Origin of the sequence: Salinisphaera dokdonensis CL-ES53 (assembly GCF_040361215.1) — a bacterium.
Taxonomy (GTDB): Bacteria; Pseudomonadota; Gammaproteobacteria; order Nevskiales; family Salinisphaeraceae; genus Salinisphaera; species Salinisphaera dokdonensis.
Genome location: NZ_APND01000004.1, coordinates 174,730 through 194,626 on the forward strand (window position 1 = coordinate 174,730; position 19,897 = coordinate 194,626).

The 19,897-nt window shown below is 61.9% G+C and carries 17 protein-coding genes; 16 read left to right on the forward strand and 1 reads right to left on the reverse strand.

What is annotated here, in order from left to right; genetic code table 11:
* The first annotated feature begins 42 nt into the window (after nt 1–42).
* From tkt to SADO_RS13185, 3 genes are all read left to right on the forward strand, one after another.
* Entirely contained in the window at nt 43–2,121 is a 2,079-nt protein-coding gene (gene tkt, locus SADO_RS13175; protein ID WP_353112141.1) for a transketolase, read from the forward strand.
* Between the two features lie 28 nt (nt 2,122–2,149).
* The gene (locus SADO_RS13180; RefSeq protein ID WP_353112143.1) at nt 2,150–3,178 is read left to right on the forward strand and encodes a class I fructose-bisphosphate aldolase; all 1,029 of its coding nucleotides are present in this window, start codon (nt 2,150–2,152) and stop codon (nt 3,176–3,178) included.
* Between the two features lie 68 nt (nt 3,179–3,246).
* Nucleotides 3,247–4,128 carry a phosphoribulokinase gene (locus SADO_RS13185; RefSeq protein WP_353112145.1) on the forward strand — a complete coding sequence of 294 codons (882 nt, stop codon included), beginning with the start codon at nt 3,247–3,249 and terminating at the stop codon, nt 4,126–4,128.
* A gap of 12 nt (nt 4,129–4,140) precedes the next feature.
* On the opposite strand, the gene SADO_RS13190 is transcribed toward SADO_RS13185, so the two are convergent.
* Nucleotides 4,141–5,082 (reverse strand): LysR family transcriptional regulator, encoded by a 942-nt coding sequence (locus SADO_RS13190; protein ID WP_353112147.1) that lies wholly within the window; start codon nt 5,080–5,082, stop codon nt 4,141–4,143.
* A gap of 172 nt (nt 5,083–5,254) precedes the next feature.
* Between SADO_RS13190 and SADO_RS13195 the strand changes: the two genes are divergently transcribed.
* The 13 genes from SADO_RS13195 (at nt 5,255) to SADO_RS13255 (ending at nt 19,872) form a co-directional block, all read left to right on the forward strand.
* Entirely contained in the window at nt 5,255–6,706 is a 1,452-nt protein-coding gene (locus tag SADO_RS13195; RefSeq protein ID WP_434547912.1) for a ribulose-bisphosphate carboxylase large subunit, read from the forward strand.
* Nucleotides 6,707–6,747: 41 nt separating this feature from the next.
* Nucleotides 6,748–7,164: a ribulose bisphosphate carboxylase small subunit gene (locus tag SADO_RS13200; RefSeq protein WP_353112151.1), complete on the forward strand. Its 417-nt coding sequence runs from the start codon at nt 6,748–6,750 to the stop codon at nt 7,162–7,164.
* 90 nt (nt 7,165–7,254) lie between these two features.
* Complete coding sequence (gene cbbX, locus SADO_RS13205) at nt 7,255–8,190, forward strand: CbbX protein (RefSeq protein ID WP_353112153.1); 936 nt, start codon at nt 7,255–7,257, stop codon at nt 8,188–8,190.
* A 234-nt stretch (nt 8,191–8,424) separates the two neighbouring features.
* Nucleotides 8,425–9,453 carry an XdhC family protein gene (locus SADO_RS13210; protein ID WP_353112155.1) on the forward strand — a complete coding sequence of 343 codons (1,029 nt, stop codon included), beginning with the start codon at nt 8,425–8,427 and terminating at the stop codon, nt 9,451–9,453.
* On the forward strand, nt 9,450–10,133 hold the full coding sequence (locus SADO_RS13215; RefSeq protein WP_353112157.1) for a nucleotidyltransferase family protein: 684 nt from the start codon (nt 9,450–9,452) through the stop codon (nt 10,131–10,133). The genes SADO_RS13210 and SADO_RS13215 overlap by 4 nt, the downstream gene beginning before the upstream one ends.
* A gap of 148 nt (nt 10,134–10,281) precedes the next feature.
* Nucleotides 10,282–10,956 (forward strand): (2Fe-2S)-binding protein, encoded by a 675-nt coding sequence (locus SADO_RS13220; RefSeq protein WP_353112159.1) that lies wholly within the window; start codon nt 10,282–10,284, stop codon nt 10,954–10,956.
* 10 nt (nt 10,957–10,966) lie between these two features.
* On the forward strand, nt 10,967–11,950 hold the full coding sequence (locus tag SADO_RS13225; RefSeq protein WP_353112161.1) for an FAD binding domain-containing protein: 984 nt from the start codon (nt 10,967–10,969) through the stop codon (nt 11,948–11,950).
* A 31-nt stretch (nt 11,951–11,981) separates the two neighbouring features.
* Nucleotides 11,982–14,192 (forward strand): xanthine dehydrogenase family protein molybdopterin-binding subunit, encoded by a 2,211-nt coding sequence (locus SADO_RS13230; RefSeq protein WP_353112681.1) that lies wholly within the window; start codon nt 11,982–11,984, stop codon nt 14,190–14,192.
* Between the two features lie 181 nt (nt 14,193–14,373).
* On the forward strand, nt 14,374–15,045 hold the full coding sequence (locus tag SADO_RS13235; RefSeq protein ID WP_353112163.1) for a response regulator transcription factor: 672 nt from the start codon (nt 14,374–14,376) through the stop codon (nt 15,043–15,045).
* Nucleotides 15,046–15,423: 378 nt separating this feature from the next.
* Nucleotides 15,424–15,816, forward strand: a complete 393-nt coding sequence (locus SADO_RS13240) for a hypothetical protein (RefSeq protein ID WP_353112165.1) — start codon at nt 15,424–15,426, stop codon at nt 15,814–15,816.
* 539 nt (nt 15,817–16,355) lie between these two features.
* Nucleotides 16,356–18,194, forward strand: coding sequence for a methanol/ethanol family PQQ-dependent dehydrogenase (locus SADO_RS13245; protein ID WP_353112683.1), 1,839 nt, complete (start codon nt 16,356–16,358; stop codon nt 18,192–18,194).
* Between the two features lie 122 nt (nt 18,195–18,316).
* The gene (locus SADO_RS13250; RefSeq protein ID WP_353112167.1) at nt 18,317–18,919 is read left to right on the forward strand and encodes a c-type cytochrome; all 603 of its coding nucleotides are present in this window, start codon (nt 18,317–18,319) and stop codon (nt 18,917–18,919) included.
* 20 nt (nt 18,920–18,939) lie between these two features.
* Nucleotides 18,940–19,872, forward strand: coding sequence for a quinoprotein relay system zinc metallohydrolase 2 (locus SADO_RS13255; protein ID WP_353112169.1), 933 nt, complete (start codon nt 18,940–18,942; stop codon nt 19,870–19,872).
* Nucleotides 19,873–19,897 lie beyond the last annotated feature (25 nt).

Consider the following 19,897-nt stretch of genomic DNA (forward strand, 5'->3'; position numbering starts at 1 on the left):
GCGTGCCGGGTTAGCGAACCCGTATAGCCAGGAGACAGACCGATGGATTCAACCGATCTGCTTGCCAGCGCTCCGGGCGCTGCAAACCGCAGTGCGCCCACGTCGCAGGTCGATCGGCGTGTGTGCGCGAACGCGATCCGGATACTGGCCATGGATGCGGTCCAGCAGGCCAACTCCGGGCACCCCGGCATGCCCATGGGCATGGCCGATATCGCCGAAGTGCTGGTGAACGACGTGATGCGCTTCAATCCGGCTAATCCCGACTGGCCGGATCGCGATCGGCTGATTATCTCCAACGGGCACGGATGCATGCTGCAGTACGCCCTGCTCCATCTGACCGGCTACGACCTCCCGCTCGAGGAACTGCGCAACTTCCGGCAGCTGCATTCGAAAACCCCCGGCCATCCGGAGTACGGTTTGACGCCCGGGGTCGAGACCACCACCGGCCCGCTCGGTCAGGGCCTGGCTAACGCCGTCGGCATGGCGCTCGCGGAGGCCACACTCGCCGCCGAGTTCAATCGCGACGACGAGAACATCGTCGATCACTGGACCTGGTGCCTGGTCGGCGACGGCTGTCTCATGGAAGGTATTTCGCATGAGGCCTGTTCGCTGGCCGGCCATCTCGGTCTCGGCAAGCTCGTCGTGTTCTATGACGACAATGGGATCTCGATCGACGGTGAAACCGACGGCTGGTTCAGCGACGATACGCCGCAGCGCTTTGAGGCCTATGGCTGGCAGGTCGTGCGCGATGTCGACGGCCACGACGCCGAGGCCATCACAAAAGCGATCCAGACCGCGCGGGTCGATACGCAACGGCCCACCCTGATCTGCTGCAAGACTGTCATCGGCTGGGGTTCGCCGAACAAACAGGGCACGGAAGGCGTGCACGGCGCCGCATTGGGTCACGACGAGATTACCGCCAGCCGCAAACAACTCGGCTGGGCCGACGCGACGCCCTTCGCCATCCCCGACGAGATATATGCTGCGTGGGACAAGCAGGACGCTGGCGCTGCCTGGGAACAGGAGTGGCAGCAGCGCTACGCGTGCTATGCCGAAAGCTATCCCGAACTGGCGGCCGAATTCAGCCGCCGCCAGGCCGGCGCACTGCCAGAGGACTGGTCCAGGCACATGATGCGCCATCTGCATCATATTCAGGTCCAGGGTGCCGATACCGCCACGCGCAAGGCGTCGAAGGCGATGCTCGAATTCTTCGCGCCGCGCCTGCCAGAGCTGTTCGGCGGCTCGGCCGATCTCTCCGGTTCGAACGGCACCGACTGGAACGGTCATGTGGCCATCGGCGCGCCCGGGTACAGCGGCAACTATCTGCACTACGGCGTGCGCGAATTCGGCATGACTGCCATGGCCGACGGGCTCGCTCTGCACGGCGGCTATATCCCGTTCACGGCCACCTTTCTGACCTTTTCCGACTATGCCCGCAACGCGGTGCGCATGGCCGCGCTCATGGGCACGCGCAGCATCCTCGTCTACACCCACGACTCCATCGGGCTCGGCGAGGATGGCCCGACACACCAGTCGGTCGAGCATCTTTCGAGTCTGCGCCTAATCCCGAACCTGCATGTCTGGCGACCGGCCGACGATGTCGAAACCGTGGCGGCATGGAAAGCGGCGATCGAGCGCGCCGACGGGCCGACCGCTCTCGCTCTGTCCCGTCAGGATCTGCCGCATCTCGAACGTGACGTGCCCACGGTGGAGAACATCCTGCGCGGCGGTTATGTATTGCACGAGCCGCCGCAGTCGCCGGAAGCGTTGATCATTGCCACCGGCTCCGAGGTGGAGATTGCGATCGCCACAGCGAAGACGTTGGCCGCCGAAGGACGCGCGATCCGGGTCGTGTCCATGCCCTGCCTCGACCTGTTCGAGATACAGGACACGGCCTATCGCGAATCGGTACTGCCGGCACATATTGACGCACGCGTGGCGATCGAAGCCGGCGTCAGCGCGCTCTGGCGCTACTACGTCGGCCCGCGTGGGCGCGTGCTGGGCGTGGACAGCTTTGGCGAGTCGGCCCCGGCCGCGGATCTATACCGCCACTTCGGTCTCACCGAGGCGCATCTGGCCAAGGCCCTGTACGCGCTGATTGCCGAGCCCGAAACCGCATAACAAACGCTACGAACGCGAGGAGATGACAATGGATACAACCACACTCGAGGACATTGCCCAGCGCATGCTCGCCGATGGCAAGGGCCTGCTGGCGATCGACGAAAGCACGCCGACCTGCGGCAAGCGCTTTGAGGATTACGGCATCGAGAACAGCGAGGACAATCGCCGCGATTATCGTGCCCTGCTGTTGTCGGCCCCGGGTTTGGGCGAGAGCGTGAGCGGCGCGATCCTCTATGACGAAACGCTGCGTATGAAGACCGTCGACGGCACGCCATTCGCGCAGATGATGAGCGACAACGGTGTGATCCCCGGCATCAAGGTCGATACCGGCGCCAAGGATCTCGCCGGTCATCCCGACGAGAAAGTCACAGAAGGGCTCGACGGCCTTCGCGAGCGCCTGGCGGAATACCACGCCATGGGCGCCCGGTTCGCGAAATGGCGAGCGGTGATCACGATCGGCGACGGCATTCCGAGCGCCGGTTGCTACGCCGCCAACGCGCATGCACTGGCCCGCTATGCTGCGCTCTGTCAGGAGGCCGGGATCGTGCCGATCGTGGAGCCGGAGGTGCTGCTCGACGGCGATCACGATATCGCGCGTTGTTATGAGGTGACCGAGGAAACCCTCACGCAGCTGTTTGCCCAGCTGCGCGAACAGAATGTGCACCTGCCCGGGCTCATCCTGAAGGCCAGCATGGTGCTGCCCGGCAAGCATGCGGCCCAGCAGGCCGACGGGCGTGAGGTGGCCGCGGCTACGCTGCGCTGTCTGTATGCGAGCGTGCCGGCGTCGGTCCCTGGGGTGGCGTTTCTCTCTGGTGGCCAGAGCAACGAGGACGCCACCGCCCATCTCGATGCGATGAATCGGATCGATGCCGGCGCCGCGCCCTGGAAGCTCACGTTCTCCTACGCCCGCGCGTTGCAGCAGCCGGCGCTGGATACCTGGCGCGGGGACAAGGCCAATACCGAGGCGGCACAGAACGCATTGCTGCACCGGGCACGTTGCAATCGTGCGGCCTCGCAGGGTCAGTACGATCCGGCTCAGGAGCGACAGGTCGCATAAACAGTCTCGGCACCAGCTGATAACAAACCCAGATCAAACAGCGCGATTGCCCCAGCGGGAGGAGCACCATGTCGATCAAGCATCCCGTGTTCGCGGTTACCGGCTCGTCCGGTGCCGGCACATCGACCGTGCGCCAGGCCATGGAACATATCTTTCGCCGTGACGGATTCAGGGCCGCCACGGTGGAAGGTGACTGCTTCCACCGGTACGAGCGCATGGAAATGAAGCGCCAGGTGAAACAGGCCGAGGAAGACGGCCGGCCGTTCAGTCATTTCGGCCCGGAAGCCAATCATTTCGACAAGCTCGAGGAGCTGTTCCGCGTGCACGGCGAAACGGGTGGCGGCGAGCGCCGGCATTACCTTCACAACGAGCAAGAAGCCGAGCCCTGGAATCAGGAGCCGGGCACGTTCACGCCCTGGGAGGAAGTCCCCGAAGGTTGCGACCTACTCTTCTACGAAGGCCTGCACGGCGGCGTGACGACCGATCTGGTTGACGTGGCGAAGTATGTCGACCTGCTGGTCGGCGTGGTGCCGATCACCAACCTGGAGTGGATCCAGAAACTGCACCGCGACAAGCTGGCCCGCGGCTACAGCACCGAGGCCGTGATGGACGTCATTCTGCGCCGCATGCACGACTATGTGCACTACATCACGCCGCAGTTCTCACGCACGCATATCAATTTTCAGCGCGTGCCGACGGTAGATACCTCCAACCCGTTCATCAGCCGCTATATCCCGACGCTGGATGAAAGCCTGATCGTTATCCGTTTTCGTGATCCGAAGCAGATCAACGTGGATTTTCAGTATCTGTTGTCGATGATCCACGACTCGTTCATGTCCCGGCGCAACACGCTGGTGGTGCCCGGCGGCAAGATGAGCTTCGCCATGGAGATCATCATGCAGCCGTTGATCGAATCGATGGTCACAACCGGCGTCGTGCGTTACCGCTAGCCAACGCGGGCTTTAGCCGCTCTGCCCCGCCACCGCGCCGACGGCCTTCGTGGCCGTCGGCCAGACCGTGTCGGCGTTGTCGACCAGGAACTGCTTGAAGGCTTCGGCCGCCGGCGACAGCCGCTTGCCTTCGCGGTTCACGACATACCACTCGCGCATGATCGGGAAATGCGCCACGTCGAGGATCTGCAGCCGTTCGGCGTAAAGATCGAGCTCCAGCGTATGCGCCGACACCAGTCCAAGCCCGAGCCCGGCGCTCACCGCCTGCTTGATCGCCTCGTTGCTGGTCATGACCATCGCCGGCGTGATCGCGATCTGGTGGCGGCGCGCGAACCGGGTCATCGCAGCGCGCGTGCCCGAGCCTTCTTCGCGCACCACGAATTCTTCCTTGGCGATGGTCTTGAGCGGAATGCGCTTGCGCTCACCCAGCGGATGGCCCGGCGGCGCAATGACCACCAGCGGATTTTCCATGAATGCCGTGCCAGCCAGGCCCTGCTCGGCCGGGGGCTCGCCCATCACCACCATATCGATCCGGTTCTCGGCCAGCTGCTTGAGCAGCGCCTGGCGGTTGGTCACCGACAGGTTGATCGAAACTTCCGGAAACTCGCGGTGAAAAGCCGCCAGCAGATGGGTGATGAAGTAGTTCGCGGTTGTCGCCACCGCGAGATGGAGACTGCCCTTGGATACCCCTTTCAAGCGTGCGACCACGTCGCCCACCTCGTCGATCTGGGCCGCGATCGAGCGGCTGTAGCGAAGGATCTCCTCGCCGGCAGTGGTGAGATAGATCTGCTTGCCGAACTGCTCGAACAAGGCAAGGCCTACGGATTCTTCCAGGCTCTTTACCTGGATCGATACCGCGGGCTGCGTGAGGTGTAGTTCCTCTGCCGCGCGGGTATAGCTGGCGTGTCGTGCGACCGCCTCGAAAACCTTGAGTTGACGCAGGGTTATGTTCATCCATCGCACCGGCTGGGAGCCTGATTTCGAGACGTCTCAATAGCGTCTATCAGGTCTCATGTTTTCTTATGAAAACAATAATAACTATTTACTTTTATTTATCAATAGCCGGGCCTAGTCTGACCCTGTCGCGAGAATACCGTCAGATGCCACGAAACACCGGAGATTGGACATGGCACAAACCATCCAGAACGACAAACGCTATGAAGCCGGGGTGATTCCCTACAAGAAGATGGGCTACTGGGAGCCGGACTATCAGCCGCTCGATACCGACATCATCGCCCTGTTCCGGATCACCCCGCAGGACGGTGTCGATCCCGAGGAGGCCGCGGCGGCCGTGGCCGGCGAGTCGTCGACGGCGACCTGGACCGTGGTCTGGACCGACCGCCTGACGGCCTGCGACAAGTACCGCGCCAAGGCCTATCGCGTGGATCAGGTGCCCGGTAACGAGAACCAGTATTTCGCTTATATTGCCTACGATATTCAGCTGTTCGAACCGGGTTCCATCGCGAACCTGACCGCGTCGATCATCGGCAACGTGTTCGGCTTCAAGGCGATCAGTGCGCTGCGCCTCGAGGACATGCGTATCCCGACCGCCTACATGACGACCTACAAGGGCCCGCCCACCGGCATCGTTGTCGAGCGCGAGCGTCTGGACAAGTTCGGCCGGCCGCTGCTTGGTGCGACCACGAAACCCAAGCTGGGCCTGTCGGGTCGCAACTATGGCCGCGTGGTCTATGAAGCCCTCAAGGGTGGTCTGGACTTCGTCAAGGACGACGAGAACATCAACTCGCAGCCGTTCATGCACTGGCGTGACCGCTTCCTCTATGTGATGGAAGCCGTCAACAAGGCGAGTGCCGCAACCGGCGAGGTCAAGGGGCATTACCTGAACGTGACTGCGGCCACCATGGAAGACATGTATGAGCGTGCCGAATTCGCCAGGGATCTCGGCTCGTCCATCATCATGATCGATCTGGTTATCGGCTATACGGCGATCCAGTCCATGTCCAACTGGGCGCGCAAGAACGACATGATCCTGCATCTGCACCGTGCCGGTCACTCGACCTACACACGGCAGAAAAATCATGGCGTGTCGTTTCGCGTGATCTCCAAGTGGATGCGCATGGCCGGCGTGGACCATATCCATGCAGGCACCGTGGTCGGCAAGCTCGAAGGTGATCCGAACCAGATCGCCGGCTTCTACGACGTGCTGCGCGAGCCGTTCAACGAACAGAACCTGGAACACGGCGTGTTCTTTGATCAGGACTGGGCGGGCCTTAACAAGTGCATGCCCGTCGCCTCGGGCGGTATCCATGTCGGCCAGATGCATCAGCTGCTGCACTACCTCGGCGAGGACACCGTGCTGCAGTTCGGCGGCGGCACCATCGGCCACCCGGACGGCATCCAGGCCGGCGCCATCGCCAATCGCGTGGCGCTGGAAGCCATGATCATGGCCCGCAACGAGGGCCGCGATTACCTGAGCGAAGGCCCGGACATCCTCAACAAGGCCGCCAAGGACTGCAAACCACTGCAGCACGCGCTGGATACGTGGAAGGACATCACCTTCGACTACACGTCGACCGATACCCCGGACTTCGTGCCGACGGCCACCGCCTCCAGCTAGGCGCTCGAATACACGCCTCACAAGAACAAGGAGATACTGCCATGCGACTGACCCAAGGCACGTTTTCGTTCCTGCCCGACCTCACCGACGAGCAGATCAAGAAACAGGTGAAGTACTGCCTCGACAACGGCTGGGCGGTGAACCTCGAATACACCGACGATCCGCATCCCCGCAACACCTACTGGGAGATGTACGGCCAGCCGATGTTCGATCTCAAGGACCCAGCCGGGCTGATGATGGATCTCGAGGAATGTCGCAAGACCTTCCCGAATCATTACATCCGGCTGACGGCCTTCGACAGTACCCACCAGTGGGAAACGCCGCGGCTGTCGTTCATCGTCAACCGGCCGCCCGAGGAGCCCGGCTTCCAGGTCACGCGTCAGGAATGGGAAGGCCGCAAGATCCGCTACACCATCCACAGCTACGCCACCGATAAACCCGAAAGCCAGCGCTATTAGAGATCACGGCAGCCGTGGGCGCCCGCAAACACCTTCCGGGCGCCCATGGAATAGCCGTATAGACAGACAGCGATCATGCAGGAGGCGATAATGAGCAGCGCAGAAGACACCACGGGCCGCGACGACAAGCAGCCCCTGGCCGACGATGCCCGGGTCGATCTCGACGTGGTGTTCGAGGAGTCGCAGATCCAGGAAGTCTTCGATCAGCTCGATCACGACCTGATCGGCCTGACGCCGGTCAAGACCCGCATCCGCGAGATCGCTGCCCTGCTGCTCGTCGATCATGTCCGGCGCCAGTTCAATCTTGCATCGGATACGCCGACCCTGCATATGTGCTTCACCGGCAACCCCGGCACCGGCAAGACAACGGTCGCCGAGCGCATGGCTCAGATTCTGCACAAGCTCAACTACGTGCGCGAAGGCCATCTGGTGTCCGTCACGCGCGATGATCTGGTTGGCCAGTACATCGGCCACACCGCGCCCAAAACCAAGGAAGTGATCAAGCGTGCCATGGGCGGCGTGCTGTTCATCGACGAGGCCTATTATCTCTACCGGCCCGAGAATGAACGCGACTACGGCCAGGAATCGATCGAGATTCTGCTGCAGGTCATGGAAAACAATCGCGACGATCTCGTGGTGATCATGGCCGGTTACAAGGACCGCATGGATCGTTTCTTCGAATCCAATCCGGGCTTTCGTTCACGTATCGCCCATCACATCGATTTCCCCGACTATTCGCCCGACGAACTGGGTTCGATCAGCCAGCTCATGCTCGCTGACGAGAACTATCAGTTCAGTGACGAGGCCAAGACCGCTTTCGACGAATACATCGAGCGGCGTATGCAGCAGCCCCACTTCGCCAATGCCCGCTCGATCCGCAACGCGCTCGATCGCATGCGGCTGCGCCAGGCAAAGCGTCTGTTCGAAGCCCGCGGATCGGTCACGCGCAGGGATCTCACGACTCTGGAAGCTGCAGACGTGCGCGCCAGCCGCGTGTTTGTGGAGCCGTTGAACAGCGACGCCTAGAACACCTGCCGCTCTTGTATATTTCGGACAGCGGGTTCAGTCGGCACGGGATCGGCTCGCCCGGGACAAAGCATCGCTCGGCGTCCACGGTTGTATTCGATTGCGCGCGACCGTATTGTCTGCCCCATACATACTCCGTCTGTTCAAGTTGCCGTCTGGCGAGCCGACCCCGCAAAGCGCGGCGGCCTGCGTAGTTGGCAGCGGTGATCGCAGGCGCTAATGTCGGCATCGAGCATGGCAGACAAGATCACCCCTTTTACCGAGCGCTTCCACGCGCCGGAAGCCGAGCGGCCGCAACGAGCCGACTGGCCGGCTTGGCCAACCTATGGCCTGGTGGACGACCTGCTGCCCGTAATGCGCGCATGGCGGGCACAAGGCCGCCGTATTGCGGTGGCCACGCTCGTACACGTGAACGGCTCTTCGCCTCGCCCGGTCGGCAGCGAAATGGCGATCAATGATCGTGGCGAAGTCGCGGGCTATGTCTCCGGCGGCTGCGTGGAAGCGGCTGTCGCCGCCCAGGCACTCGAGGTACTGGAAACCGGCACGCCGGTGACGCTCGATTACGGCGCCGGAAGCCCGGTGCTCGACGTGCAACTGACCTGCGGCGGACGGATTGGCATCTTCGTACGCGCCCTCCCTGATGCCGATGATTACGTCGCGCGCTGGAACGACGCGCGTATTCGCCGACGGGCCTTCGATGTACGTATCGACCTGTCGGACGGCAGCCATGGTTACGGCCCGGGCGGCGACGATCCAGGGCGTCGCGTGTTTCACCAACGCTATCTGCCGAGCCCGCGGCTGGTGATTGCCGGCGGTGACCCGGTCACGCTTGCCCTGGCCCAGCTGGCGCCGACCTTTGGCTATGACGTCGTGTTACTGCGCCCGTACGGGCCTGCCGCACCGCCGCCCGGGACGACGCTTGCGCACTACGACACGCGTCCGCTTGCCCGGGCGTTGGAAAGCCTCGAACTGGACGCGTCGAGCGCGGTATATACGTTGACCCACGATATTGACGACGACCACGCCATGCTGGCGAAGGCGCTGGCCTCGCCGGCCTTCAGCGTCGGGGCACTGGGTAGCCGGACCAAGGCCGCGGAACGCGTGCAGCGATTGCGCGATGACGGGTTCGACGATCACGATCTGGCGCGCCCGCATACGCCGGCGGGTCTCTCGATCAATGCCCGCGAGCCGCGCGAGATCGCGTTGTCGGTGCTCGCCGAACTGGTGGCGCTGCGCCCACGTGAGCGCGCGACTCAGGCTTGATAGGCACCATCGTTCTCGCGGCGGGTTCGTCGCGCCGCTACGGCGCGCAATCCAAAATGTTGGCCCGGCTCCATGGCCAGGCAGTCATCGAACACAGCCTGGATTGCCTGCTCGAACAATCAGTCGGCCCGATCGTGGTCGTGACCGGTAGCAAACGCCGTCGCGTCGAACGGCTGATTCGTAGCAGTCGCTATAAGCGACGCCGGGTACGACTTGTAAATAACCCGGCGTACAGGTCCGGCATGGCCAGCAGCCTGCGTTGCGGCCTCGCCGCATTGCCACAGGCCTGTCATGGCGCATTGATATGTCTGGGCGATATGCCGGACATGGAGCCGCGCCTCGTCTTACGGTTGCGGGATGCCTGGCATGCCGGACTCGACTATGTGCGGCCGGTCAGCCAACGACTGCCGGGGCATCCGGTGCTCGTGTCCCGCCAGCTGTTCCCCGCCATGGCGGCATTGGAGGGCGATGGCGGTGCCAAAGCCGTGTTGGACGGGGTGCCGCGCGACCGCTATCGGCTAGTCGCGGCCCGCGACACGAGCTTGCGTGACATTGATACACCGGCCGCTTTGCGACGTGCGGCAAACGCCCGTCGACCACGCACCGGGCGACGATCGACGACGAATAAGACTCAAACTCGAGACCAAAGATACACCGCGCTGCGATCGTTTATGGTGTAGGAGTACTGTAATTACCATGTGTTCAGAAAGACCGAGCTCGTAGCGCATTCCATAGCGAATCCGACAATAAACAGGATCGATACACGATCCATAAAAAGTCAGTTCCACCGAGCAGCGCCCCGAGCGCTGCCCCGACCCGGAGTAAACAATGAGCAACCGTGACCAGAGTGGCGCCGTCCGCGGCGCGGCCGATCACCCACGCAAGGGCCAGCCGGCGCATTCCGAATCGCGGCGTCGATTCATGAAAAGCGTGGGCATGTCGAGCATCGCGGCCGCCACCTCGGGTGCCGGCCTGGGCCAGGCATTCGCCGACGAAGGCGCGCCCGAGTCGGCCACCAACGATGCACCCGCCGAAGGCAAGACCCGGGTGACGTTCAAGATCAACGGCAAGATGAAGCAGATCGACGTGACCCCCAACGTCATCCTGCTCGACGCCATTCGCGACGACCTGCAGTTGACCGGCACCAAGAAAGGCTGCGACCACGGTCAGTGCGGCGCCTGCACGATTCACGTCAACGGCGTGGCGATCAATTCCTGCCTGAGCCTTGCGGTGATGCACGAAGGCGACGAGATCACCACCGTCGAAGGCCTGGGCGAGGGCGACCAACTGCACCCGATCCAGCAGGCTTTTCTTGAAGAGGACGCCTACCAGTGTGGCTACTGCACCTCCGGTCAGATGATGAGCGCGACCTCGATCCTGGCCGACGACCGCGTCGGCACGAGCGATGAAGCCGTGCGCGAAGCGATGAGCGGCAACATCTGCCGCTGCGGCGCCTACAAGAACATTCTTGCCGCGGTGCAGTCGACCCGCGGCAAGGTCTAGGGAGCAACCGATGCGAAACTTTTCATATCAACGTGCAGACAGCGTCGACACGGCCGTGTCGGCCCATGCGGGCCAGCCGTCGTCGTTCATCGCTGGCGGCACCACCCTGCTCGATCTGGTCAAGCTGGATGTGATGCAGCCGGAGCGGATCGTCGACGTCAACGATCTGCCGCTGTACGACATCGAGGAACTCGATGACGGACGCCTGAAGATCGGCGCCATGGTCACGAATACCGATCTCGCCTATCACGACCGCGTAAAAAACGATTACGCCGTGCTATCCGAGGCGTTGCTTTCCGGGGCCTCAACTCAATTGCGCAACAAGGCCACGACCGGTGGGAACGTGATGCAACGGGTGCGTTGCGCCTATTTCCGTGACGGCGTTTCGCCCTGCAACAAGCGCGAGCCGGGCAGTGGCTGCTCAGCCATCGGCGGCGACAATCGCAGCGTGCATGCCGTGCTGGGCACCAGCGAGCACTGTATTGCGAGTCATCCGTCCGACATGTGTGTGGCGATGGCCGCGATCGGCGCGACCGTGACGGTGAATGGGCCCAACGGCGAGCGCGAGATCGACTTCCTCGATTTCCATCTGCTACCCGGCGACACGCCGGAGCAAGAACATGCGCTCGAGGCCGACGAGCTGATCACCCACGTCACGCTCGACGCGCCGGTGAAAGGCAACAGCTCGCACTATCTCAAGCTGCGTGACCGCGCTTCCTATCAGTTCGCCCTGGCCTCGGCTGGCGTGATCGTGGCGACTGACGGTGACACGATCCGCGAGGCCCGTATTGCCATGGGCGGCGTGGGCACCAAGCCGTGGCGTGCCACTAGGGCAGAACAGGCGCTGGTCGGCCAGCCGGCCAACGAGGCCAGCTTCAAGAAGGCCGCCGAAATCGCCTTCGAAGGCGCGACGCCCTACGAACACAACGCGTTCAAGATCCCGCTCGGGCAGCAGGCTGTCGTGCGCAGTCTCCGAAACGCCACGACAGCCTGAACTCACAGGATAAGCAACCATGACTGACAAGATCCAAGCCAAGATCATCGGTGCGTCCAAGCCGCGTATCGACGGTCCGCAGAAACTCAGCGGCCAGGCGATGTACGCCGCCGATTATCATCTGCCGAACATGGCCTATGCCTACGGCGTATTCAGCACCGTTGCCAGCGGCACGATCGATGATATTGATCTCTCGCAGGCGAAACAGATGTCGGGCGTGATCGATATCTTCCACCACGATCATTTCCCCGATCTGTATCGCACGCCGAGCAGCTTCGCCCAGGAAAACAAGGTCGACGAGACCCGCCTGCCCTTCGAAGACAACCGGGTCTACTACCCGGGGCAGTTCGTGGCACTGGTAGTCGCCGACACCTTTGCCAACGCGCGGGCGGCTGCCTACGCGGTAAAAGTGAAATACAGCGCCGACGCCGAACCGGTCGCCACGCTCAGCCAGGCACTGGCGCGCGGCGACAAACCCAAGACCGATGATTCCAGCGGCCACAGTCGCGGCAATCCGGACAATGCGTTTGATTCATCGTCGAACCAGATCGACGTGACCTACGTTACGCCGATGGAAACCCATAACCCGATGGAAATGCACGCCAGCACGGCAAGCTGGGAGAATGGCGACCTCGTGCTGCACGAGGCATCACAGGGCGTGATTTTCGCGCGCAACGTGATGTCCAAGGTATTCGGCCTGCCGCCCGAACGTGTCGAGGTGCGCTCGCCGTTCATCGGCTCCGGCTTCGGCAGCAAGCTGTGGATATGGCCCCATGCGATCGCTGCCGCTGCGGCCTCGCGAGAGATCGGCCGACCGGTACAGCTCATGGTGCCGCGCCATGCCATGTTCACCACCACCGGCCATCGCCCGCCGACCCGCCAGCAGATCCGGATCGGCACCGACGACAACGGCAAGCTCACGGCGCTGACCCACGATACGGTCAATACCACCTCGATGACCGATACCTACGTGGAAACGACAGGCAGCTGCACGAAGAGCCTGTATGACTGCGCCAACCTGCGGGTCAGCCACGCCACGATCGGCGCCAATCACGGCACGCCGACCTCGATGCGCGCGCCCGGCGCCGCCCCCGGCCTGTTCGCACTGGAATCGGCCATGGACGAGATGGCCGAAAAGCTGAACATGGATCCGCTCGAGTTCCGAAAGGCCAACTACACCGAGCGTGACCAGAGCATGGACCTGCCGTTTTCGAGCATCCATCTGATGGAAGCGTTCGACAAGGGCGCAGAGAAATTCGGCTGGTCGAAGCGCAATCACGAGGTCGGCTCGATGCGCGATGGCGATGAAGTCATCGGCTGGGGCATGGCCGCCTGTAACTGGGAAGCGCTGAAGATGAACTGCGATGCACGCGTGTCCCTACGTGCAGACGGCACCGCGTTCGCTTCCTGCGCAACTCAGGATATCGGCACCGGTACGTACACGATCGTTGCCCAGGCGGTGTCGTCGATTACGGGTATTCCGATCGACAGGATCGAGGTCGAGCTGGGTGATTCGAGCTACCCGAGCGGGCCGGTTTCGGGCGGCTCCTGGGCCACGGCCACCACCCTGCCCGCCATCGCGGGCGCTACGCGCAAGGCTGTGGAGGCACTCAAGAGCTATGCGATCGGTGACGGTGGCGCCTTTGCTGGCGCCAAGGCCGAGGATCTCAGCTTCGACGACGGCCAATTGGCGGACGACAACGGCAAGTCGGTCGCCTATACCGATGTGCTCCAGGAGCTCAAGCTGGCCAACGCCGACGGTGAAGCCCACACGCCGGGCGCACCTCAGGGCGAGTATTCGTTCCGCTCCTTCGGCGCGCATTTCGTGGAAGTGCGTTGGGATGCGGGCATTTCGCGACTGCGGGTTTCGCGTGTGGTCAGCGCCATCGACGTGGGCCAGATCATCAACGAAAAGACCTCGGCCAATCAGGTCGAGGGCGCGGTCGCCATGGGTATCGGCATGGCGTTGTTCGAGGCCACCGATTACGACGAGCGGTCGGGCCTGCCGATCAACAACAACTACGCGGAATATCTGGTGCCCGTTCATGCGGACCAACCGGACGATGTCGATGTGATCCTGCTCGATCACCCGGACTACGAATTCAACGAATTCGGGGCCCGCGGCATTGGCGAGATCGGTATCACCGGCATGGCCGCCGCGGTGGCCAACGCCGTGCATCACGCGACCGGCAAACGCGTGCGCGAACTGCCGATTCGCCTGGAGGAGCTCATGAGCGCCTAGGCGCCCAATCCTTCACGGTACGAAAGGCGGCTTCGGCCGCCTTTTTTTATGGCGTTTCTGTGGGGCGGCGACGCATTCACTGGAACGACTTTGCGAAACCTTTTGTTTCGATTAAACCTTTGCGCAACCTGACTGTCTCATGCCCTGTTGCGGCCGAGCATTCAGAAAGGCAATCGGAGCGATGGACGTTCTCATCATCGAAGCCGACGATCAGCGAGCGATCGATATCGGCGACTATCTCACCCAGCACGGGCATGAGCCGGATTTCGCGTCGGACAGCCGGCTCGCCGTTCGCCTGTGCGAGATGTACCGCTACGACGCGATCATTCTCGATCCCGATCCACCCCGTCTGGATGATTCAACCCTGTGCGCCCGTCTGCGCGCCGACATGTGTACCCAGGCGCCGATACTGGTCGTCTGCGACGACGCCTCGGATAATCCCGACGCTGAAAGCAATCATCTCAATTGCCTGTCCGCGCCAGCGGCCCTGCCCGCGCTTTATGAACGACTCGAAGCTGCGGTCTATCGCAAACGCCGCAATGCACACGAAATCTGCAGCGCGTCGCTATACCTCGATCCTGACCTCATAGCCGCCCATTGCGCTGGCGAGACGGTACCGCTGGCCCCCACCAGTTATCGCATTCTCGAACTGCTGGTTCGCTGGCACCCGCAGGTGGTGACCCGGCGTGAGATCGAGAACACGGTCTGGCCCGATGCGCCGCCGGCCTCCGAGGCAGCGCTCCGTGGACATATTCATCGCCTGCGCCATCTGCTGGCTGAAGTCGGCGGCGAATCACTGATTCGAACGGTGCATGGCGTCGGGTATCAGCTCGCCGATCGGGCTTCCGCCTAGTTCGACAATCAGACGGCCCGCCGGTTTGTTTCCCGGGAGTGCCCGGTTGCCGTCTCTATGGGTCGCATTCTCGTAGACGGAGTCGAGAAAACGCTCGTATCGTTCGGTAGTTAAAGCGACTTATCGCAACGTGCGATGGGGATCGTAAGACGGTCAGGTCTTGGAAACGGTAGTCATCGAGCGTTCCACCAGATTCCTGAGCTTGCTGACTAGTCTTCGACGCTGGCCGAGTGCCCTTGCCGCAGGCACATGCAAACTCCTCGATTCCGGACGCCCAAGCGTGTCCTCCTCGTTGGGTGATCCTCACGCATTGCGCCCAGACGCCCAAGCGGTGCAATGTAATTCCCGAACAATCAATATAAAAAATGGAGGAGTTCAATGAAGTATTCCCTGCCCCTGCTGGTGGCCAGCCTGGCGCTACCCGGCGCGGCGATGGCCGCAAGCACCCCGTCACACAACTACCCCACCCAGGCCCGCGTTGAGTATGTCTTCGATTGCATGAACCAACTCGGTGGTGAGAGCTATGACACGCTCTATAAATGCTCGTGCAGCATCGACTACATTGCCGACCAGCTGCCCTACGATGATTTCATCACGCTCGACACCTACCAACGCGGCCAGAACGCAGCAGGTGAACGTCCCGAAGTCCTGCGTGAAGGCTCTATCGCTCGCGATAGCCGCTCTCAGCTGGCGAGCCTCAAGGCCGAGGCGGCCGATCAATGCCTGATCGATACCAGCAAGATCGGCAGCAACCGTAACGCCGGCAATTAGCCAGTCACGACTGCTTGCTGCCGGCCGAGGGTTAAGAGGAGGCACTTACTTTGAGGGGCAAATACAGGGCCAGTTTTCTGGTTAATTATTCACCAGAATAACCTTTATTATGCTGCAACGCAGCGCGCGTTTGGGGCGGTGCGGGCTTCTCATAATCCATAAGTTTTAATCATGGCTCCCATAAGGCGCACGATGTGCTGGGCACGTCAAAGCGCAATAAAAACGCGAAGTTGCTTGTCTCGTCGCGATTCCGGGAGGCTACGGACTTTTACTGAGTTTCCAGCATTCGAAAAAGGCACTCATCCGGTCGCTGCCACAACGCGTATTCCAATTGACGGTAGTAGCAGTGCGTGCTATCGAAAACGTGAGGGGTTGACCGGACGCATGTTCGCCAAGCCCGAGTGCGGCTACGGCCATGCGTGAATAAAAACAATGGCCAAAGCCAAATAAAAACGAGACGGAGGAGAAACGTCGTGAAATTGAAACCAGCCAAGGAGGCACTCCGCCTGGCTACGGCAGCATTTGCCGTATCCTCGCTGATGGCTTCCGGAATCGTCCTGGCACAGGACAGCAGCTCCAAGAGCTCTGACCTCGTAGAGATGCAGAAGGACCCGAATAACTGGATCATGTGGGGTGGCCAGTACAACGGGCAGCGCTACAGCGAACTCGATCAGATCACCGCCGAGAACGTCAGTAATCTTTCACCGGCATGGACGTTCTCCACCGGCGTGTTGCGTGGCCACGAAGGTGGCCCGCTGGTCATGGGTGACACCATGTACATCTCCACACCTTTCCCCAACAAGGTGTTTGCGATCGACCTCGAATCCCACGCCATCAAGTGGAAATACGAGCCGACGCAGAATCCGCAGGTCATCCCCGTGATGTGCTGTGACACCGTCAACCGCGGCCTGGCCTACGGTGACGGCAAGATCTTCCTCCAGCAGGCCGATACCACGCTCGTCGCGCTCGACCAGAAGACCGGCAAGGTCGCCTGGAAGACGGTCAACGGCGATCCCAGCAAGGGCCAGACCGCGACCAACGCGCCGCTTGTCGTCAAGGACAAGGTCATTACCGGCATTTCCGGCGGTGAGTTCGGCGTTCGTGGCTATCTGACGGCCTACAACATCGACGACGGCAAGATGGCCTGGCGGGCCTACAGCACGGGTCCCGATGACACGATGCTGATCGACCCCGACAAGACCATCGACGCGGTCACGCAGGAGCCGGTCGGCAAGGACTCCAGCCTCAAGAGCTGGGAAGGCGATCAGTGGAAGATCGGTGGCGGCACGACCTGGGGCTGGTTCACCTATGACCCCGAACTGGACCTGCTCTACTACGGCACCGGCAACCCGGGTACCTGGAATCCGACCCAGCGTCCGGGTGACAACAAGTACTCGATGACCATCTTCGCCCGTAACCCGGACACCGGTGAGGCCAAGTGGCTCTATCAGATGACACCCCATGACGAATGGGACTATGACGGCGTCAACGAGAAGATTCTTGTCGACCAGAAGGTCGATGGCAAGGATCGCAAGCTGGTCGTGCACTTCGATCGCAACGGCTTCGCCTACACGCAGGACCGCACCAACGGTGAACTGCTCGTAGCCGAGAAGTACGACCCGTCGGTCAACTGGGCAACCAAGATCGATATGAAGACGGGCCGCCCGCAGCAGGTGGCGGAATATTCGACCGAGGGCAAGGTCGACGAGAACGTCACCGATATTTGCCCGGCCGCATTGGGCTCCAAGGATCAGCAGCCCGCGTCCTACTCGCCGAAGACCGGCCTGTTCTATGTGCCGACGAACCACGTCTGCATGGACTACGAGCCGACTAAGGTCGATTACACCGCGGGTCAGCCGTATGTTGGTGCCACGCTCGCCATGTATCCGGGCCCGGACGACATCACCAACCCGGTCAAGGAGTTCGACGGCAAGCGCATGGGCACGTTCATCGCCTATGACGCGACCACAGGCAAGATCAAGTGGTCGATTCCGGAACGCTTCTCGGTCTGGAGTGGTGCACTCGCCACCGCGGGCGACGTCGTGTTCTACGGCACGCTCGAGGGCTACCTGAAGGCGGTCGACGCCAAGACGGGCAAGGAGCTGTACAGCTTCAAGACCCCGTCCGGCATCATCGGCAACGTCAACACCTGGACGTATGACGGCAAGCAGTATGTCGGCGTGCTTTCGGGCATTGGTGGCTGGGCCGGTATCGGCATGGCCGCAGGCCTGACCGACCCGAACGCCGGTCTCGGCGCCGTGGGCGGCTACAAGGACCTCAAGAACTACACCCAGCTGGGCGGCGTTCTGACGGTCTTCACCCTGCCCGACTCCGTCGCCAAGAAGGCTGGAGCCAGCAGCCAGGTCGCGTCGAAGTAACGCGATAAGAGTATGACGTCTTAGTCGTACGCAGCCCGTATCCGTCGCGCCACGTGTTCGGCGGGTACGGGCTTTTTCTTGGCTTCGACAAGACGGTCATCGTGCAACCGAGGAGATATAAAATGACAAGAACCCGCCAGACGATCGCGGCGCTCGTCGTCGCCATGGCAAGCCTGCCACTCGCCAGCGCTGCATTCGCGGCCGAGGACGAGCCGATCGTCAATGACTACAGCAGCATGGGTGCCGAATACGGCGGCAGCAGCGATAGCAGCGCCGACGAAAAGAGCAGCGACGATTCGGCTGCAAGCAAGAGCACGTCCTCGAGTAGCCAGACCGCGTCCAGCGGCGGTGAAGAAGACGGCGAACTATACAAGGTCGACTGTGAAGGCGAAGGCTCCTGCAAGGTGAGCGAAGACGTCATGGTCGGATATGAGAAATTCGGTAACCACTGTGCCCAGTGTCATGCTCAGAACGCCGAAGGCAGCACCTTTGCGCCAAGTCTCGTCGACCGTCTCAAGGGCATGGGCCAGGGTCGCTTCACGGCCGCAGTGGCCGGCGGTGTCACCCGTCTGGACTCCACCACCGGCCAGTACAGCGTCATGCCGGCGTGGTCGAATAACGAAGACGTTATGAGTCACATGCAACAGCTGTGGGCGTTCTTGAAAGCGCGTTCTGATGGTGCCCTTCCTGCAGGTCGTCCCGAGCCGATGGACGGCAACGGCTAGTCGGAAGATGGTAGCCCGCCATGCGAATCACGTACTGGCTTGCCGCTCTCGCCGTTCTGTCGGGCACGTCCTCGGTACTCGCCGACGACGTGCCGCAGCCCTTGCGAGTGAGCGAGGTCGCCCAAGGCGTGTTCGTGCATCTGGGCGATCAGGCAGAGGCTAATCGCGGCAATGCGGGCGATATCGCGAATATCGGATTCATCGTCGGCGATGAATGTGTCGCGGTGATCGATACAGGCGGCACACCGCAGATAGGTGCGCGCTTACGCGCCGCGATATCCGAACAGACCGCAACGCCGGTCTGCTGTGTAATCAACACACATATGCATCCGGACCATGTACTGGGTAACCGTGCGTTTGCGGCGGACGACACGACTTTCATCGCCGCAGCAGGTTTCGATAGCGCACTGGCGGCCCGCAGCGAAAGCTATCTCACCCGTATGCCGGAAACGATTGGTATTACCGCAGATTCGTCGTGGATCGTGCTGTCCGACCGGCAGATCGACGGGGCCGCAAAGCTAGATCTCGGCGGACGTGAGGTCACGCTTCAAAGCTGGCCCACGGCCCACACCGACAATGATCTGACCGTTTACGACGAAGATACCGGCACCCTCTGGACGGGTGATTTGCTGTTTGTCGACCGCGTGCCGTCAATCGACGGCAGCATTACCGGCTGGCTACAGGTGCTCGATCGCCTCGCCGAGAATGGAACGGTCGGTACGGTCGTGCCGGGCCACGGCCCGGTGAAGCATGATCTCGCCCGTGCGACAGCGCCCGAACGCCGCTACCTTGAAACCATTCGGGATGACGTACGGAAAGCGATCGCAGACGGCTACGGGCTACAGCACGCCGTGCAACATACGGGCACGCAACAGCGCAGCCGCTGGCTGCTGTTCGACGCCTACCACGCCCGCAACGTAACCGCTGCCTACACGGAGCTCGAATGGGAATGAACAAACACGCCCGACCATGCGAACC

What these genes read in the sequence shown, in the direction of transcription:
- SADO_RS13185 (WP_353112145.1), top strand. Translation starts at nt 3,247, where the DNA reads ATGTCGATCAAGCATCCCGTGTTCGCGGTTACCGGCTCGTCCGGTGCC.
- SADO_RS13195 (WP_434547912.1), top strand. Translation starts at nt 5,255, where the DNA reads ATGGCACAAACCATCCAGAACGACAAACGCTATGAAGCCGGGGTGATT.
- SADO_RS13240 (WP_353112165.1), top strand. Translation starts at nt 15,424, where the DNA reads ATGAAGTATTCCCTGCCCCTGCTGGTGGCCAGCCTGGCGCTACCCGGC.
- SADO_RS13255 (WP_353112169.1), top strand. Translation starts at nt 18,940, where the DNA reads ATGCGAATCACGTACTGGCTTGCCGCTCTCGCCGTTCTGTCGGGCACG.
- SADO_RS13200 (WP_353112151.1), top strand. Translation starts at nt 6,748, where the DNA reads ATGCGACTGACCCAAGGCACGTTTTCGTTCCTGCCCGACCTCACCGAC.
- SADO_RS13190 (WP_353112147.1), bottom strand. Translation starts at nt 5,082, where the DNA reads ATGAACATAACCCTGCGTCAACTCAAGGTTTTCGAGGCGGTCGCACGA.
- SADO_RS13235 (WP_353112163.1), top strand. Translation starts at nt 14,374, where the DNA reads ATGGACGTTCTCATCATCGAAGCCGACGATCAGCGAGCGATCGATATC.
- SADO_RS13220 (WP_353112159.1), top strand. Translation starts at nt 10,282, where the DNA reads ATGAGCAACCGTGACCAGAGTGGCGCCGTCCGCGGCGCGGCCGATCAC.
- tkt (WP_353112141.1), top strand. Translation starts at nt 43, where the DNA reads ATGGATTCAACCGATCTGCTTGCCAGCGCTCCGGGCGCTGCAAACCGC.
- SADO_RS13225 (WP_353112161.1), top strand. Translation starts at nt 10,967, where the DNA reads ATGCGAAACTTTTCATATCAACGTGCAGACAGCGTCGACACGGCCGTG.
- SADO_RS13210 (WP_353112155.1), top strand. Translation starts at nt 8,425, where the DNA reads ATGGCAGACAAGATCACCCCTTTTACCGAGCGCTTCCACGCGCCGGAA.
- cbbX (WP_353112153.1), top strand. Translation starts at nt 7,255, where the DNA reads ATGAGCAGCGCAGAAGACACCACGGGCCGCGACGACAAGCAGCCCCTG.
- SADO_RS13250 (WP_353112167.1), top strand. Translation starts at nt 18,317, where the DNA reads ATGACAAGAACCCGCCAGACGATCGCGGCGCTCGTCGTCGCCATGGCA.
- SADO_RS13245 (WP_353112683.1), top strand. Translation starts at nt 16,356, where the DNA reads ATGGCTTCCGGAATCGTCCTGGCACAGGACAGCAGCTCCAAGAGCTCT.
- SADO_RS13180 (WP_353112143.1), top strand. Translation starts at nt 2,150, where the DNA reads ATGGATACAACCACACTCGAGGACATTGCCCAGCGCATGCTCGCCGAT.